14 protein-coding genes are annotated in these 15,971 nt (G+C 62.4%); 8 read left to right on the top strand and 6 right to left on the bottom strand.

From position 1 onward, the window contains the following. Nucleotides 1–39: 39 nt before the first annotated feature. Nucleotides 40–294, top strand: a complete 255-nt coding sequence (locus tag C0058_RS18565) for a hypothetical protein (protein ID WP_003218518.1) — start codon at nucleotides 40–42, stop codon at nucleotides 292–294. Further along, nucleotides 291–1,823 (top strand): sodium:solute symporter, encoded by a 1,533-nt coding sequence (locus C0058_RS18560; RefSeq protein WP_102369283.1) that lies wholly within the window; start codon nucleotides 291–293, stop codon nucleotides 1,821–1,823. The genes C0058_RS18565 and C0058_RS18560 overlap by 4 nt, the downstream gene beginning before the upstream one ends. A gap of 134 nt (nucleotides 1,824–1,957) precedes the next feature. Here the strand turns inward: C0058_RS18560 and C0058_RS18555 are convergent, their stop codons facing one another. Next, on the bottom strand, nucleotides 1,958–3,784 hold the full coding sequence (locus tag C0058_RS18555; protein WP_003218521.1) for a sigma-54-dependent Fis family transcriptional regulator: 1,827 nt from the start codon (nucleotides 3,782–3,784) through the stop codon (nucleotides 1,958–1,960). 237 nt (nucleotides 3,785–4,021) lie between these two features. Between C0058_RS18555 and C0058_RS18550 the strand changes: the two genes are divergently transcribed. The 6 genes from C0058_RS18550 to C0058_RS18525 are packed head-to-tail and all read left to right on the top strand — an operon-like array spanning nucleotide 4,022 to nucleotide 9,948. After that, nucleotides 4,022–5,116 (top strand): ABC transporter ATP-binding protein, encoded by a 1,095-nt coding sequence (locus C0058_RS18550; RefSeq protein ID WP_003218524.1) that lies wholly within the window; start codon nucleotides 4,022–4,024, stop codon nucleotides 5,114–5,116. Further along, complete coding sequence (locus tag C0058_RS18545; protein ID WP_102369282.1) at nucleotides 5,116–6,213, top strand: ABC transporter ATP-binding protein; 1,098 nt, start codon at nucleotides 5,116–5,118, stop codon at nucleotides 6,211–6,213. The genes C0058_RS18550 and C0058_RS18545 overlap by 1 nt, the downstream gene beginning before the upstream one ends. After that, nucleotides 6,210–7,076 carry a carbohydrate ABC transporter permease gene (locus C0058_RS18540; RefSeq protein WP_003218527.1) on the top strand — a complete coding sequence of 289 codons (867 nt, stop codon included), beginning with the start codon at nucleotides 6,210–6,212 and terminating at the stop codon, nucleotides 7,074–7,076. The genes C0058_RS18545 and C0058_RS18540 overlap by 4 nt, the downstream gene beginning before the upstream one ends. 10 nt (nucleotides 7,077–7,086) lie before the next feature. Continuing rightward, nucleotides 7,087–7,887, top strand: a complete 801-nt coding sequence (locus C0058_RS18535; RefSeq protein ID WP_008433050.1) for a carbohydrate ABC transporter permease — start codon at nucleotides 7,087–7,089, stop codon at nucleotides 7,885–7,887. 10 nt (nucleotides 7,888–7,897) lie between these two features. Beyond that, entirely contained in the window at nucleotides 7,898–8,170 is a 273-nt protein-coding gene (locus C0058_RS18530; protein WP_003218532.1) for a DUF2160 domain-containing protein, read from the top strand. A 35-nt stretch (nucleotides 8,171–8,205) separates the two neighbouring features. After that, a complete protein-coding gene (locus C0058_RS18525) occupies nucleotides 8,206–9,948 on the top strand; it encodes an ABC transporter substrate-binding protein (protein WP_003218534.1) in 1,743 nt (580 codons plus the stop codon). 140 nt (nucleotides 9,949–10,088) lie between these two features. Here C0058_RS18525 and C0058_RS18520 read toward each other — a convergent pair whose 3' ends face one another. Genes C0058_RS18520 through C0058_RS18500 form a run of 5 tightly spaced genes read right to left on the bottom strand, consistent with a single transcriptional unit; the run spans nucleotide 10,089 to nucleotide 15,969 of the window. After that, a complete protein-coding gene (locus C0058_RS18520) occupies nucleotides 10,089–11,729 on the bottom strand; it encodes a BatD family protein (protein WP_087694059.1) in 1,641 nt (546 codons plus the stop codon). Then, entirely contained in the window at nucleotides 11,726–13,468 is a 1,743-nt protein-coding gene (locus C0058_RS18515) for a tetratricopeptide repeat protein (protein ID WP_102369281.1), read from the bottom strand. The genes C0058_RS18520 and C0058_RS18515 overlap by 4 nt, the downstream gene beginning before the upstream one ends. Continuing rightward, nucleotides 13,465–14,553: a VWA domain-containing protein gene (locus tag C0058_RS18510; RefSeq protein ID WP_102369280.1), complete on the bottom strand. Its 1,089-nt coding sequence runs from the start codon at nucleotides 14,551–14,553 to the stop codon at nucleotides 13,465–13,467. Before C0058_RS18510 ends, C0058_RS18515 begins: the two co-directional genes overlap by 4 nt. Further along, nucleotides 14,546–15,040, bottom strand: a complete 495-nt coding sequence (locus C0058_RS18505) for a DUF4381 domain-containing protein (RefSeq protein WP_003218539.1) — start codon at nucleotides 15,038–15,040, stop codon at nucleotides 14,546–14,548. The genes C0058_RS18510 and C0058_RS18505 overlap by 8 nt, the downstream gene beginning before the upstream one ends. Then, nucleotides 15,037–15,969: a DUF58 domain-containing protein gene (locus C0058_RS18500; RefSeq protein WP_003218540.1), complete on the bottom strand. Its 933-nt coding sequence runs from the start codon at nucleotides 15,967–15,969 to the stop codon at nucleotides 15,037–15,039. The genes C0058_RS18505 and C0058_RS18500 overlap by 4 nt, the downstream gene beginning before the upstream one ends. Nucleotides 15,970–15,971: the final 2 nt, after the last annotated feature.

The following is a 15,971-nucleotide window of genomic DNA, read 5'->3' as shown; positions in this document are numbered from 1 at the left end:
ACAAAAAAACGATCCACAAATTCAAGGAGCACCCGACTCATGAAATCTGATAGCGCACCACCCGGACGCCTGAAAAGCCAACTCTTCGGCGTGTACTTTTTCCTGTTGCTGATGCTCGCCTTATTCCCGCCGTTCTATTTGAGCGTGAGCGGCAGTACCGCGTTGGTACTGGGCATACCGTTGCCGATCTTCTACTGGATCGCCATTGCCGTCCTCGCAGGCCTGGGCCTGTGGGCGTTGTACGTCGCCGAATTGAAGGCCGGCGAAATACCCGAAGAGGGAGATGCGCAATGATCAGCACCGCCAGCGATGCCAACCTCTTTATCACCTTCGGCGTCATCGGCCTGTTCCTGGCCGGGATGATCGCCGTGCTGTACGCCACCAACCGCGAGAGCACGAGTTTTTCCGATTACGCCGTAGGCGGGCGCTCCTATGGGCCGTGGTACATCGCCATGTGTTACACCAACTCGTGGTGGCCGGGCTCGACCTTTACCGCGTTTTTCGCCCTGACCATCGGCGGCGCCCTGGGCTTCTACGGCATGGTCTACGCCACCCTTGGCGTGACGGCAATGTACCTGATGGCCCGCCGCGCGTGGACCTGGGGCCAGCGTTTCAACCTGCGCACCCAGCCGGACTTGCTCGGCATGCGCTTCAACAGCCCGGTGGTCAAGCGCGTGGCCTCGATCATCGGCATCATCTCGGTATTCCCGTGGGTGGTGATGGGCATCCAGGCGTTGGCGATGTTGTTCCAGTTCGCCAGCTTCGGCCGCTGGGGCGTCACCACCTGCCTGGTCGCCGGCGTGGTGGTGGTGCTGGTGCGCCAGTACTGGACCGTGAGCATGGGCATGCGCGGGCTGATCATGACCGACATGTTCCAGGGCCTGATCGCCTATGTCGTGTGTGCGGCGCTGTGTGTGTTCCTGCTGTTCGGCGACCAGGCGTCGTTCTCCAACCTGTCGCACCTGCCGGCGAAAATGTTGCTGATTCCCGGCGCCAGCGGCACCGGTTACGGCCCGCTGTACATGTTCAGCCTGATCTTTACCGGCGTGATCGGCTCGATGTGCTGGCCCATGAGCTTCCAGCGCATCTACACCGCCAGCGGCGTCAAGGCGGTGAAGAAAGGCACGCTGTACACGATCCTGTTGGTGGGTGGTTTCTACGGGATTCTGATGCTGTTTGCCGCGGCCATCAGCCAGGACTCGAACGTCATCGCGCACCCGCAACAAGGTTGGTTCCTCTCGCTGTTCGACATCGGCGGGCCGTGGATGCTGGCGCTGGCTATCGTCATCGTACTGGCGGCGAGCATCGGCCACGTCGACGGCTGCGTGCAGGTCTGCGGCACCCAGTTCGCCAACGACCTTGCCACCTGGAACACCCCGCGTACCGACCGGCAACTGACGCTGCTGGCCAAGTCCGGGATGGTGGTGTTTATCGTTGCCGCCTCGGTGCTGGCATACCTGACCTTTGATTACGCGCGACTGCAATTGCTGGCGCAGATTTCCTACCAGGGGATTATCCAATTGGCGGTGCCGCTGTTCTTCGGCATTTTCAGCCGCCGCGGCAACAAGGAAGGCGCGATTGCCGGGATGCTGGCGGGGATTGTAGTGGCGATTGTGCTGACGACGATGTACCCGGACGACATTCCTGGGCTGGGGTCGTTGACCAGCGGGATTGTGGGGCTGGTGGTCAATGCGGGGATTTTTGTGGCGTGTGCATTGGCGATCAAGCCGAGTGCGCAGGAGAGTGTTCGGGTGGAGCAGTTGTTTGAGATGGCGGCGCCAGGGCGCAAAGTGCCAATGGGGGCAACGCCGGTCCTGAACTGAACCCACTTCTCTAACCCAATGTAGTTCCAATGTGGGAGCGGGCTTGCTCGCGAATGCAGACTGTCAGTTAAAGCATCAGCGACTGATATACCGCATTCGCGAGCAAGCCCGCTCCCACATTTTTGATTGTGTTTCTACACAGAATTCCCGTTTTGTCGCAGGCGTTTGTAGAGGGTATTGCGGCTGACGCCAAGCTCTCTGGCCAGGTGAGAGATATTCCCGCCCACCGCCTTCAGTCGCTCATTCAGGTCCAGACTGTCATCCACTGCATCACACACCGGCACCACCCCATTCAAATCCACAAAAAAATCATCCGGCAAATGTTCCACCCGAATCGGCTGCTCTTCCGCCATGGCCAGCGCCACCTGCAACACGCTGCTCACTTGGCGCAGGTTCCCCGGCCACGGATGCTGTTCAAACAAGGCCAGCACCTCGTTACTCAACCCGGCCCACTGCGTCGGCTCGCGATGCTGTTGCCACAGCTGCTTGAACAACGCCTGTTTATCCGTGCGCTCCCGTAGCGGCGGCAGCTCCAGGGTCAGGCCACCGATGCGGTAATACAGGTCTTCGCGAAAACGCCCGAGCTGTACCTGTTCGCGCAGCGAGCGGTTGGTGGCGGAGATGATCCGCAAATCCACCGGGTACAACTCGCTGCTGCCTACAGGCTGCACACAGCGTTCCTGCAATACCCGCAACAGCCGGGCCTGGGTCGGCAGGGGCATGTCGCCGATCTCGTCGAGGAACAGCGTGCCTTTGTCTGCCTTGCGGATCAGCCCGATGCTGCCTTTCTGGTTGGCGCCGGTGAATGCGCCTTTTTCATAGCCGAACAGTTCCGACTCCACCAGTTCGGCGGGGATCGCTGCGCAGTTGACCGCGATAAACGCTTGTTGGCTGCGAGAGCTGGCCTGGTGCAGGGCTTTGACGAACACTTCCTTGCCGACACCTGTTTCACCGTGGATCAGCAACGGAATATCCTTTTCCAGCAGGCGCTCGGCCTGACGCACGGCCTTTTCCACGCGGGCATCGCCGAAGTGCAGGGTCTTGAGACTGATGGCCGTGGGGCCAGGTTCGCGGGGCTTTTTCGTTTCCACAAACACGCGAGCCTGCACTGGCGCCTGTTTCGGCCGTTTCAGCAGGCACTGGAAACGGTTGCGTCCGGCGGCTTGCAGCGAGAAGGGCAGGCCTTCGGGCTGGTTGAGCAGTTCCAGCAACGAGACCTTGAACAGGCTGTCGATCAACACCCGCGACAGGCTGATGCCCAGCAGGTTGTCGGCCCGGCGATTGGCCGACAGTACCTGGCCGCTTTCATCAAAAATCAGCAGCCCGGCCCATTGGCTGTCGAGATTGTTCAACCCGGTATTGAACGTCAGCTGGAAATGCTCACCGCGAAACAGGTTGAGGATCAGCCGGTTCTCGACGGTCTGGCTCATCATCTTGACCATGCCGAGGGTGTGGGAGGGCGGCAGGTAGCTGTCGCTGGACACATCCAGCACCGCGATGATTTCCCGCTGCGCATCGAAGATCGGCGCTGCCGAGCCGGTCATGAAACGGTTGGCCTTGAGGAAGTGTTCGTCATGTTCGATATGCACTGCCTGGGCACAGGCCAGGGCGGTGCCGATGGCGTTGGTGCCGCTGGAGCGCTCCATCCAGCTGGCGCCGGCGCTGAAACCACGGGCCAGCTTGGGGTCGATAAAGCGTTGGGTGCCCCACGAAGTCAGCACCTGGCCCTGGTTGTCGGCAAGCATGATCAGGCAGTTGGAGTTGCTGAGGATGTTTTCGTAGTAGGGCAGCACTTCCTGGTGGGTGGTCTGCACAAGGGAATGCTGGCTTTCCAGCAACTGACTGACGCCGTCTGCGGGCAGTTGGTCGAAGCTCGGTGTGCTCTGGTGATCCAGGCCATAGGCCCGGCAGCGGCGCCAGGAGTCCTGGATGATGGCATCGTGCGCCAGCGGTGTGCTCATGGCGGTGACCCTTGCTTTATTGTTGTTCTGGGGTGCGGAAGGCCCGTTCAGTGTTGTTCAGAACTGTTCATTGTCAACCCGCCGATTGTTCAGTTGTTCAGCCTGACCTGTTCATTTCTGTTCAGAGGCGAATCGCTGTTTTGCCTAACTCGTTGACCGGCCTGAGGTTTGGGTTGTTGGCACGGAACTCGCTCTGTGCTCCTGCCAGAACCATTCCAATAATAAAAAGGTCGTGTCATGTCATTGACCCTGGAGCACGTCACTCGCGTTGTCGAAGGCCAAACCTGGATCGACGACGCCAACCTGCGTTTCGAAGCCGGTTCCTTCAATGTATTGCTGGGCCGCACGCTCTCCGGCAAGACCAGCCTGATGCGCCTGATGGCCGGCCTGGACAAGCCTGACAGCGGGCGCATCCTGATGAATGGCGTGGACGTCACCCAGAAGCCGGTGCGCCTGCGCAATGTGTCGATGGTCTATCAGCAGTTCATCAACTACCCGACCATGACCGTGTTCGAGAACATCGCCTCGCCGCTGCGCCAGGCCGGAGTCTCTGCCGAGCAGATCCAGAGCAAAGTCCTCGAAACCGCGAAAATGCTGCGCATCGAGAAATTCCTCCAGCGTCACCCCCTGGAACTCTCCGGCGGCCAGCAGCAACGCACCGCCATGGCCCGGGCGCTGGTCAAGGATGCCGAGCTGATTCTGTTCGATGAGCCCCTGGTGAACCTGGACTACAAACTGCGCGAAGAACTGCGCCAGGAAATGCGCGAGCTGTTCAAGGCGCGTCACACCATCGCCATCTACGCCACCACCGAACCCAACGAAGCCCTGGCCCTGGGCGGTACCACCACGATTCTCCACGAGGGCCGGGTGATCCAGAGCGGCAAGGCCGCCGAGGTCTATCACCAGCCGCAAACCGTGCTGGCGGCCGAGCTGTTTTCCGAGCCGCCGATCAACCTGATGCCCGGGCGCATCAGTGGCAATGAAGTGAGCTTCGCCAACTTCGTGCACTTCCCGCTGAACGTCGACCTGCGGCCCATCGGTGAGGGCGAGTTTCGCTTTGGCGTGCGTCCCAGCCATATCAGCCTGGTGCCGAGCAACGACGATGACCTGGAGCTGGCAGTGACCGTGGAAGTCGCCGAGATCAGTGGCTCGGAAACCTTCCTGCATGTGCGCAGCGAACACTTCTTGCTGGTGCTGCATTTGCCCGGCGTGCATGAGTACGACGTCGACGCGCCGATCCGCATCTATATCCCTACCCACAAACTGTTTGTGTTCGATGGTCAGGGACGTCTGGTCCAGGCTCCGGGCCGACGTGTCGCGAGGGTTGCCTGATGGCCGAGATCCATTTGCAGAACCTGGCCCACAGCTACAGCTCAAAGCCAAACGGCCCCGAGGACTACGCGATTCGCGAGATGAACCACGTCTGGGAGCAGGGCGGCGCCTACGCGTTGCTGGGGCCGTCGGGCTGCGGCAAGTCGACCTTGCTCAACATCATCTCCGGCCTGCTCAGCCCATCCGAAGGCCAGGTGCTGTTCGACGCCAAGGTGGTCAACGAACTGACCCCGGAAAAACGCAACATCGCCCAGGTGTTCCAGTTTCCGGTGGTGTACGACACCATGACCGTGTTCGATAACCTGGCTTTTCCCCTGCGAAACCAGGGCATGGCCGAGGCGAAAATTCACAGCAAGGTGCAGGAAATTGCCGAGGTGCTCGACCTGCAAAACCTGCTGGACAAAAAGGCCCGCAACCTCACTGCCGATGAAAAGCAGAAAGTCTCCATGGGCCGCGGCCTGGTGCGGGATGACGTGTCGGCGATCCTGTTCGACGAACCGCTGACGGTGATCGACCCGCACCTGAAATGGAAGCTGCGGCGCAAGCTCAAGCAGATCCACGAGCAGTTCAACATCACCATGGTCTACGTGACCCACGACCAACTGGAAGCCTCGACCTTCGCCGACAAGATCGCGGTGATGTATGGCGGGCAGATCGTGCAGTTCGGCACGCCCCGGGAGTTGTTCGAGCGGCCCAGCCACACCTTTGTCGGCTATTTCATCGGCAGCCCTGGGATGAATCTGATTGAGGTGCAGGCAGAGGCGGGCGGTGTGCGCTTTGCCGGGACACATCTGGCGTTGCCCGAGGCGTTGCAGCAGCGCATTGGCGAAACGCCTTACAAAAGGCTGCAGGTCGGCATCCGCCCGGAATTTATCCATGTGTGGGATGAGCACAATCCCGACGCGCTACAGGCGCAAGTCACCCATGTGGAAGACCTCGGCACCTACAAGATCATGACCCTCAACCTCGATGGTGCACCGTTGAAAGTGCGCCTGGCCGAAGACAAACCGGTGCCCGAGGGCCAGGCGTCCATCAGCTTTCCGGGGCAGTGGCTGATGGTGTATGCCGATGACTACTTGCTGGAGGTGCAGCCATGAACAAGGTGCAGAACAACAAGGCCTGGTGGCTGGTATTGCCGGTGTTCCTGCTGGTGGCCTTCAGCGCGGTGATCCCGATGATGACCGTGGTCAACTACTCGGTGCAGGACATCTTCGACCAATCCAGCCGCTACTTCGTCGGCGCCGACTGGTACAAACAGGTGCTGCTGGACCCGCGCCTGCATGACTCGCTGCTGCGTCAGTTCATCTACTCGGCGTGTGTGCTGTTGATCGAGATTCCGCTGGGCATCGCGATTGCCCTGACGATGCCCACCAAGGGCCGATGGTCGTCGCTGGTGTTGATCGTAATGGCGATTCCGCTGCTGATTCCGTGGAACGTGGTCGGCACCATCTGGCAGATCTTTGGCCGTGCCGACATTGGCCTGATGGGTTCCACGCTCAATGCGATGGGCATCAGCTACAACTACGCCGCCAACACCATGGACGCCTGGGTCACGGTGCTGGTGATGGACGTGTGGCACTGGACGTCCCTGGTGGCGCTGCTGTGTTTCTCGGGGCTGCGGGCGATCCCGGATGTGTACTACCAGGCGGCGCGGATTGATCGGGCGTCCAGCTGGGCGGTGTTCCGACATATCCAGTTGCCAAAACTGAAGAGCGTGCTGTTGATCGCGGTGATGCTGCGCTTCATGGACAGTTTCATGATCTACACCGAACCGTTTGTGCTGACGGGCGGCGGGCCAGGGAACGCCACCACCTTCCTCAGCCAGACGCTTACCCAGATGGCCGTAGGCCAATTCGACCTGGGCCCGGCGGCGGCGTTTTCGCTGGTGTACTTCCTGATCATCCTGTTGGTGTCCTGGCTGTTCTACACCGCCATGACCCACTCCGACGCCAACCGCTGAGGCCGCCAACATGAGCAAGCGCAAGGTAATCCCGCTGCTGGTCTACATCCTGTTCCTGCTGGTGCCGATCTACTGGCTGCTGAACATGTCCTTCAAGAGCAACACCGAAATCCTCGGCGGCCTGACCCTGTTTCCGCAGGACTTCACCTTCGCCAACTACAAGGTGATCTTCACCGACCCGAGCTGGTACACCGGCTACCTCAACTCGCTGTACTACGTCAGCCTCAACACCGTGATTTCCCTGAGCGTGGCGCTGCCGGCGGCCTACGCGTTCTCGCGCTACCGCTTCCTCGGCGACAAGCACTTGTTCTTCTGGTTGCTGACCAACCGCATGGCGCCGCCGGCGGTGTTTTTGCTGCCGTTCTTCCAGCTGTATTCGTCCATTGGCTTGTTCGATACGCATATCGCGGTGGCCTTGGCCCATTGCCTGTTCAACGTGCCGCTGGCGGTGTGGATTCTCGAAGGTTTCATGTCGGGCGTGCCCAAGGAAATCGACGAAACGGCCTACATCGACGGGTACAGCTTCCCCAAGTTTTTCGTGAAGATCTTCATCCCGCTGATTGGCTCGGGGATCGGCGTCACGGCGTTTTTCTGTTTCATGTTTTCCTGGGTCGAGCTCCTGCTGGCACGCACGCTGACGTCGGTGAACGCCAAACCCATCGCCGCAGTGATGACCCGTACGGTTTCGGCCTCCGGCATCGACTGGGGCGTGCTGGCGGCGGCGGGGGTGTTGACCATTTTGCCGGGCATGCTGGTGATCTGGTTTGTTCGCAACCATGTGGCCAAGGGCTTTGCCCTGGGCCGGGTCTGAGGAGTCGATGATGGAATGGATGGCCTGGACCACCCCGACCGCACTGTTCTTTGCCGCGATCGGCCTGCTGCTGGTGGGCATGACGACCTGGGAATTGCGCTCGCCGAGTATCCCCCGGCGCGGCTTTTTACCGATCAGCACCACCCGTGGTGATCGTTTGTTTATCGGTCTTCTCGGCAGCGCCTACCTGCATTTGTTGGTGATCGGCGTAACCGGCTGGAGCATCTGGGTGGCGTCCGCGCTGTCTCTGGTGTGGCTGTTGTCTGTGATGCGTTGGGGCTAGCTGCCCCTTTTGAACCCCAAAACCAGGAGGTCTCTATGTTCGATAAAAACAATAAGCTGCGACATAGCATTTCATTGGCGGCCGTGCTGGCGCTCAGCGGGCTCAGTGCTGCGGCCTGGGCGGATGCTTATGAAGACGCTGCGAAAAAATGGATCGGCAGTGAGTTCAAACCGTCGACCCTCACCGAAGCCCAGCAGCTTGAAGAGCTGAAGTGGTTTATCAAGGCCGCGGAGCCGTTTCGTGGGATGAAGATCAACGTGGTGTCGGAAACCCTCACCACCCACGAGTATGAATCCAAGGTGCTGGCCAAGGCCTTCAGCGAAATCACCGGGATCAAGCTGACCCACGACTTGCTGCAGGAAGGCGACGTGGTGGAAAAGCTGCAAACCCAGATGCAGTCCGACAAGAATATCTATGACGGCTGGGTCAACGATTCCGACTTGATCGGTACGCACTTTCGCTATGGCAAGACAGAATCCATCACCGACCTGATGGCCAACGAAGGCAAGAACTTCACTTCACCCACCCTGGACATCAAGGACTTCATCGGTATTTCGTTCACCACTGCGCCCGACGGCAAGATCTACCAACTGCCCGACCAACAGTTCGCCAACCTGTACTGGTTCCGCGCCGATTGGTTCGAACGGGCAGACCTGAAAGCCAAGTTCAAGGAGAAGTACGGCTATGAACTCGGCGTGCCGGTGAACTGGTCGGCCTACGAAGACATCGCCAAATTCTTCAGCGAAGACGTCAAGGAAATCGACGGCAAGCGCGTCTACGGGCACATGGACTACGGCAAGAAAGACCCGTCCCTGGGCTGGCGCTTCACCGATGCCTGGTTCTCCATGGCCGGTGGCGGCGACAAGGGCCTGCCCAACGGTTTGCCGGTGGACGAATGGGGCATTCGCGTGGAGGATTGCCACCCGGTGGGCTCCAGCGTCACCCGTGGTGGCGACACCAACGGCCCGGCGGCGGTGTATGCCACGCAGAAATACGTGGACTGGATGAAAGCCTATGCACCACCGGAAGCGGCGGGCATGACCTTCTCCGAATCCGGTCCGGTGCCGTCCCAGGGCAACATCGCCCAGCAGATCTTCTGGTACACCGCGTTTACCGCCGACATGACCAAGCCGGGCCTGCCGGTGGTCAACGCCGACGGCACGCCGAAATGGCGCATGGCGCCATCGCCCGTCGGGCCTTACTGGGAAAAGGGCATGAAGAAGGGCTATCAGGACGTAGGTTCCTGGACCTTCCTCAAGTCGACGCCCGAGAAGCAGAAACTGGCGGCCTGGCTGTACGCGCAGTTCGTGACCTCGAAAACCGTGTCGCTGAAGAAAACCATCGTTGGCCTGACGCCGATTCGTGAGTCTGACATCAACTCCCAGGCCATGACCGACCTGGCGCCGAAACTCGGTGGGTTGGTGGAGTTCTACCGCAGCCCGGCCCGGGTGGAGTGGACCCCGACCGGCACCAACGTGCCGGACTATCCACGGTTGGCGCAATTGTGGTGGAGCCATATTTCGGAGGCGGCCAGCGGAGAGAAGACGCCGCAGCAGGCGCTGGACGGGTTGGCCAAGGATCAGGACGCGATCATGACGCGCCTGGAACGCTCCAAGGTGCAGCCGATTTGCGGGCCGAAAATGAACGAAGAACGGGATGCGCAATACTGGTTTGACCAGCCGGGTGCGCCGAAACCGAAGCTGGCGAATGAGAAGCCGCAGGGTGAGACGGTCAGTTATAACGAGTTGCTGAAGTCGTGGGAGGCGGCGCGCAAGTAACCCAGACGCCGCAGATCAAAAATGTGGGAGCGGGCTTGCTCGCGAAGGCGGTAGATCAGTCAGCAGATATGTGACTGACAGACCGCTTTCGCGAGCAAGCCCGCTCCCACATTGGGTTTGCGGTGTTTCTGCAAGGGGGGCTATTTGGGATACAGCGGCGGCAAGCTGGTGCTATCCCCTGCAGGGTCCTGCTCGCGCTCCGCCATCGGAATCGCCTTCACCGCCCGCCACAATTCCTCTCCCTGCCAATACTGCCCACTCTCGCTGTACAGCGCGCCGTTCAACCCATCCAGCGCATCCGACAACGGCACAAACCGCGCCGCCATATCCGCCAGGGTCTCCGGCTGCTGTCGCGCCCAGGCATCCAGCGCCTGACGCGTAGCCTGCGGGTCATTCGCCTGGCTCGCCCGCTTGAGGTCGTCCAGCAAGGTACGCGGGCTCGGGCCGGTTTGCGCGGCACGCAAAATCGCCGGCTGCCAGCGTGCACGCCACCACAAACCGAAGCCCAGCAGGGTGGTGCAGGCCAGGATCAGGCTGGTCAGTTGCCAGATCCACAGGCTGTCGTTGTCCGGCGCGGTGATCACGGTCGGGCTGGCCGGCGTGTCCACGATCAGGCTCGGGTTGGTCGCCACCTGCAGGGTGCGCGCCGGCAGGCTGGTGCGTTCCAGATGGTCTTCGTGGGTGTTCCACCACACCACGTCCACCGCCGGCAGTTCAAGCGCGCCAACGCGGTTGGGCACCAGCGCTTCGCGGTCTTCACGGCTGCCGATCAGGCCACGGTCGTTGTTCTGGTTGCTCAGCACCGGCTGGTCCGGGTAGCGGCGCAGGCCGGGGATGTCGCTCAGTGCCAGCGGTGGCAGTTGCGCGCCGGCCAGGCCTTCGGCTTTCAAGGTCAGGCTGCGGGTCAGGGAGTCGCCCACCTGTACGTGATCGGGCTCGGGGTTCCAGCTTTCCGTGAGGGTCAGGCTGCGGGCCGGCAGCCAGGGAGCATCCGCCGGGTACAGCGCAGGCTTGGCCTTGACCGTCAACGACAGCTCCGGCGAACTGACGTGAATCAGCTTGCCGGGCTTGGAACCCTGGGGGTTGTTGTCCTGGGCGGGCCGTGGCTCTACCAGGGTGGCGCTGAACGTCTGCGTCGGAATGGTCAGCGTGCCGCTGTGCTGCGGGTAGATGGCATAGCGGGTTTCGATCACACCGTGGCGGATGCCGTTGATGACTTTCTCGTAGGTGCGCGACTCGCCCAACTGCTCGATGCGCGTATCGGCGATCTGCAACGGCGTGAGGCTGCTGTCGTCATACAGCGACACCGAGTGGTAGACGCGCACGGTCAGCAACGCCTGGGCCTGGACGTAGACGCTGTCCTGGTCGAGGTTGGTTTCGATGAACACGGGAGCCAGTTGGGCCTCGGTGTTCTGGCTGACGGTTTCCACCACTTGCAGGGTAATCGGCTGGGTCTTGAGTTCGCCGATCTGTAACGGTGGAATCACCACGGTGCCGTTCTCCTTGGGCAGCAGGGTGATGATCCAGCGGGTGGTGGCGTGGTTATCGCCACCCAGGGTGGTGAGCTGGTTGATCTGGCGCGTGCCGCTCACTTCAAACAGCGGGTCCAGCGGCGCCAGGTCCGGTTTGCCGAACAGCGTGACGTCGTTGGATTCCACCGTCAGTTCCACCGTCTCCCCGGAATTGATGCGGCTGCGGTCGACACTGGCCACCAGGCCGGCGGCCTGGGCCTGGCTGGCCCACAACGCGAGGGTGAGAAGAAAGGCGGTGCAGCGGTTCATCGAGTCTTGTCCTGATGTTGTTGCTGTTCGTACCAGAATTTGCGTCGCAGCAGCTCGCCGGGGTTGTCCGGGATCTGCCGCAGCCATTGTTCCAGGGCCTGGCGCTGCTCGCCTTCAAGCGTGCCGTCGACCGGGCGCAGGGGCGGGGTGGTGGTTTGTTCATCACCCAACTCGCTGCCGGGTACCTCGTTGCTGCCAGCGTGGGGCGTGGCCCCGGTTTGCGTGTCGGTCGCGCCGGGCTGGCCCTGGCCTTGGGACGTCTGCTCGCCACCGGTGGCGGTCTGGCTGCTGGCGCCCGGTTGCGCAGTCTGGCCGGGTTGGGTGGTTTCGTCATCCTCGTTTTTTGCAGGCTTGGCCGGCTCGGTTTTTTCCGGTTCCTGTTGCATCAGGCTTTCCACCAGCGCCTTGTTCTTCAGCGCCGGCTGCAAGTCTGGCTGGGCTTCGAGGGCTTGTTCGTAGGCATCGATCGCCGCTTCCAGCTCGCCGCTTTTGGCCAGGGCATTGCCCCGATTGTAGTGGGAGTAGGCGTCGCTGCCTTCGGCAAACCGCTTGGCGGCTTCGGCATAGTTGCCCGCTTCATACAGTGCGACGCCTTGCCATTGCGGGTCTTCGAAATGTCCGGCTGCTTCGGCTGGGCGTTTTTTCTTCAGCAGCAGTTGGCCCTGTTGGTCGGGGCGCAGCCACAGGTCCTGGAAGTCGAAGGCATAGCTGGGCTGCGGCGCGCCCAACAGCAGCAACGGCAGGAAGAACAGCCAGCCACGGCGCCCGGCGCAGGCGGCCAGCAGCAATAGCGGTAAGAGCAGCCAGTAACCCTGGTCGGCCCAGGTGTCGAGGTGCAGCAGTTGGCCGTCATTGCGCAGGCTTTGCGGGCCGTCCAGCATCCCGAGGTGGCGCAGGTCCTTGTCGTCCAGGCGTGCCTGGCGGTAGAGGCCGCCCATTTCGCTGGCGAAGGCCTTGAGGGTCGGGCTGTCCAGGCGCGGCACGAGGATCGCGCCCTGGGCGTCCTTGAGGAACTCGCCGCTTTCCTGGGTCACCGGCGTGCCTTCGCGGCTGCCAATGCCGAGGATCGACAGGCTCGGCGCCTGGTTGCCTTGCAGCTGCAGGCGGATCCCCTGGCGCTCCTGCTTGGACAGGGACGATCCGATCAGCAGCAGTCGGCCCTGGCCGAGGCCGCCATGCTTGAGCAGGCTCAGGGCTTTTTCCACCGCCAGGTCTGCGCGGTGGCCGGGCTCGGGCATGATCGAGGGGCGCAGGGCTTCGAGCAGGTTATGGCTGGTGGCCAGGTCGTCGGACAGCGGCACCAGCGTGTGCGCGCTGCCGGCGTAGACCACGATGGCAGTCTGCGCATCGCTGCGGGCCTGAAGCAGGTCGAACAGCTTGCGCCGTGCCTGTTCGAGGCGGCTGGGCGGGCTGTCGGTGGCGAGCATTTCCGGGGTCAGTTCCAGCAGCACCACCAGCGGGTCGGCGGGCTTCTGGCTGGACTGTTCGACGCGTTCCCAGCTCGGCCCCAGCAACGCCAGCACGGCCAGCAGCCAGGCGATGCCGAGCACCACCCACGGCGATTTGCTCTCCCGACCATTGCCGCCACTGAGCAACGCGGCGTGGAAGGCCGGCGGCAGAATCATCTGCCAGCGCCCGGCGCGTTTCTGGCGGTGCCACAACTGCCACAGCAACCAGCCGAGCAGCGGCAGCAGCAACAGCCACCAGGGACGGAACCAGTGCGGCCACAGGGCGATCATCGACGCCTCCGCAAACGCAAGCGTTTGAGGCGTTCACGCCATTCAGGATTGGGTTGCAGGAAACGGCCCTTGCTTGAGAGTTTGCTGAACAGGCGTTGCAGGGCGTTATCCGGCCAGCGTTCCTGGATCACCAGCAGCATGCTGAGGATCAGCGCCAACGCCAGCGGCGCGCTGTACAGCGCCTGGGCGGGGCGGGCCTGGGTGGGTTGCTGGGCCACGGGTTCGAGCTGGTCGAGGGTTTCCTTGATCTTCAGCAGTTCGTTGCCGTCGCGGGCGCGGAAGTAGCGGCCGCCGGTGGCCTCGGCGATGGCCTTGAGGGCCGGTTCGTCGAGGTCGAGGCTCGGGTTGACGCCGAGGATGCCCAGGGAGCCGGTTTGCTCGGGGTCTGCGCCGATGCCGATCGGGTAGATTTTCACCCCTTCTTCGGCGGCCAGGCGGGCGGCGGTCAGCGGGTCGATTTCGCCGGCATTGTTGGCGCCGTCGGTGACCAGGATCAGCACCCGGCTTTGCGCCGGACGCTGGCGCAGGCGCTTGAGGGCCAGGCCGATGGCGTCGCCAATCGCGGTGTTTTTACCGGCGATGCCAATCCGCGCCTCATCCAGCCAGGTGCGCACGGTGCGCCGGTCAAAGGTCAGCGGCGCTTGCAGATAGGCCTGGCTGCCGAACAGGATCAATCCCACGCGATCACCTTCGCGGCCCTCCAGGAAATCTCCCAGCAGGTGCTTGACCAGGCTCAGGCGGCTGACGTCCTCGTCCTGCCATTGCATGTCGGGAAAGTCCATCGAGCCGGAAACGTCCACCGCCACCAGCAAATCGCGGCCGCTGGCGGCAATCGGCAGCGGCTCGCCCAGCCACTCCGGGCGGGCGGCGGCGGCCAACAGCAGCAGCCACAGGAATACGAACGGTGCTTGCTGGCGCCAGCCCGGCAGGTTGACCCGCGCGCGGCGGCGGGCCAGGCCTTCGAGGTCGCTGAGGAAACTGACTTTCAGCGCCGGCTCGCCGCTGTCGGCCACCGGCAGGATGAGGCGCAGCAACCAGGGCAATGGCAACAGGGCAAAGATCCACGGCCAGGCGAACTCAAACATGTTTGCGAATCCAGGTGTCGACCGCTTGGGTCAGGCCAGCGATGGCCTTGTCGTCGAGTTTGCATTCGGGCTTGTAGGCGCCTTCCACCAGAACCATCCAGCGGGTCAGGCCGGCAGCGGGGCAACGGTTGTCGAGGAACGCCAGCCACTTGCGGCCGTTGAGGGTGTGGCTCTGGCTGTAGGGGTAGTCGTTGCGGCACAGGCGCTTGAGCAGGCCGTTGAGCTGTTGCAGCCAGGCACCGGCCGGTGCGCCGTCGTAGGGTTTGGGCATCAGCGCCAGTTCGGCGAGGGCGGCGATGCGCAGCGGGTCCAGGGGTTGTTCGGCACGGGCCAATGGGCGCTTGGCTGGCAGGAAACGGCGCAGCCACCACAGGCCCCAGCCCGCCAACGGGATGATCAGCAGCAACAGCCACCAACCCGGCGCCGGCGGCCAGAAGCCGATCACTGGCGGGGCGATCAGGGGTTGCAGTTGGTCGAGGCTGCTCATTGCTTTTTAACCGGGCGTTGCGGGTTCAGGTATTCGCGCAGTTGCTCGACCATTTCACCCTGGGTACTCAAGGGCATCAACAGCACCCGCAGCTTTTGCGCGAGCAGTTCCCAGCGTGCGCTGCGGGCTTCGGCCTGGGCCTTGTAGGCCTGGCGCAGATCAAAATTCAGGGTGTCCAGCTCCAGCTGTGCGCCGCGCTCGGCGAAGCGCAGCAGGCCGGCGGCGGGCAGGGCGTGGTCCAGCGGGTCGGAAACCGGCAACAGCAGCAGGTCGCAATGCCGTGACAGCAGGCTCAGCTGTTGCTCGGCGCCTTCGGTCAGGGCGCGCTCGTCACAGATCACAATCACCAGGCTGCCCGGGCGCAATACTTCCCGGGCTCGGCGCAAGGCCATGCCGAGGGCGTCGGCTTCGGGGCGGCGTTCGGTGTTGAGGCTCTGGTTGACCCGTACCAACCGGTTGAGCAATTGCAGCAGGCTTTGCTTGCTGCGCCGGGGTTTGATTTCGTAGTGCTCGCTGTCACCGAACACCAGCCCGCCGACCCGGTCGTTATGGCCCAGCGCCGCCCAGCCGATCAGGCTCGCCGCCTGAGCCGCCAGCACCGACTTGAACATCTGCCCCGAGCCGAAAAACAAGCGGCAGCTTTGCTCCACCATGATGAAGATCGGCCGCTCGCGCTCTTCATGAAACAGCTTGGTGTGTGGCTCCTGGGTGCGTGCAGTGACGCGCCAGTCGATGGTGCGCACATCGTCGCCGGCCTGATACACCCGCACCTGGTCGAAGTCGACCCCGCGCCCGCGCAGTTTCGAGTGGTGCAGGCCGATCAGCGGGCTGCGCTGGCTCGGCGTGGAAAACAACTGCACTTCCCGCACGCGATGACGCATCTCGATCAATTCGCTCAGGGTGACACGGGTTCCATCGCCAGCGTTCATAG

This window comes from Pseudomonas sp. NC02, from assembly GCF_002874965.1.
Taxonomy (GTDB): Bacteria; Pseudomonadota; Gammaproteobacteria; order Pseudomonadales; family Pseudomonadaceae; genus Aquipseudomonas.
This window is presented reverse-complemented; position numbering and strand designations above follow the sequence as displayed.

Bases quoted from the DNA above. Each gene is read 5' to 3' on its own strand.
- C0058_RS18565 (WP_003218518.1), top strand. From the start codon at position 40: ATGAAATCTGATAGCGCACCACCCGGACGCCTGAAAAGCCAACTCTTC.
- C0058_RS18540 (WP_003218527.1), top strand. From the start codon at position 6,210: ATGAACAAGGTGCAGAACAACAAGGCCTGGTGGCTGGTATTGCCGGTG.
- C0058_RS18550 (WP_003218524.1), top strand. From the start codon at position 4,022: ATGTCATTGACCCTGGAGCACGTCACTCGCGTTGTCGAAGGCCAAACC.
- C0058_RS18525 (WP_003218534.1), top strand. From the start codon at position 8,206: ATGTTCGATAAAAACAATAAGCTGCGACATAGCATTTCATTGGCGGCC.
- C0058_RS18545 (WP_102369282.1), top strand. From the start codon at position 5,116: ATGGCCGAGATCCATTTGCAGAACCTGGCCCACAGCTACAGCTCAAAG.
- C0058_RS18505 (WP_003218539.1), bottom strand. From the start codon at position 15,040: ATGAGCAGCCTCGACCAACTGCAACCCCTGATCGCCCCGCCAGTGATC.
- C0058_RS18510 (WP_102369280.1), bottom strand. From the start codon at position 14,553: ATGTTTGAGTTCGCCTGGCCGTGGATCTTTGCCCTGTTGCCATTGCCC.
- C0058_RS18535 (WP_008433050.1), top strand. From the start codon at position 7,087: ATGAGCAAGCGCAAGGTAATCCCGCTGCTGGTCTACATCCTGTTCCTG.
- C0058_RS18560 (WP_102369283.1), top strand. From the start codon at position 291: ATGATCAGCACCGCCAGCGATGCCAACCTCTTTATCACCTTCGGCGTC.
- C0058_RS18530 (WP_003218532.1), top strand. From the start codon at position 7,898: ATGGAATGGATGGCCTGGACCACCCCGACCGCACTGTTCTTTGCCGCG.
- C0058_RS18515 (WP_102369281.1), bottom strand. From the start codon at position 13,468: ATGATCGCCCTGTGGCCGCACTGGTTCCGTCCCTGGTGGCTGTTGCTG.
- C0058_RS18500 (WP_003218540.1), bottom strand. From the start codon at position 15,969: ATGAACGCTGGCGATGGAACCCGTGTCACCCTGAGCGAATTGATCGAG.
- C0058_RS18520 (WP_087694059.1), bottom strand. From the start codon at position 11,729: ATGAACCGCTGCACCGCCTTTCTTCTCACCCTCGCGTTGTGGGCCAGC.
- C0058_RS18555 (WP_003218521.1), bottom strand. From the start codon at position 3,784: ATGAGCACACCGCTGGCGCACGATGCCATCATCCAGGACTCCTGGCGC.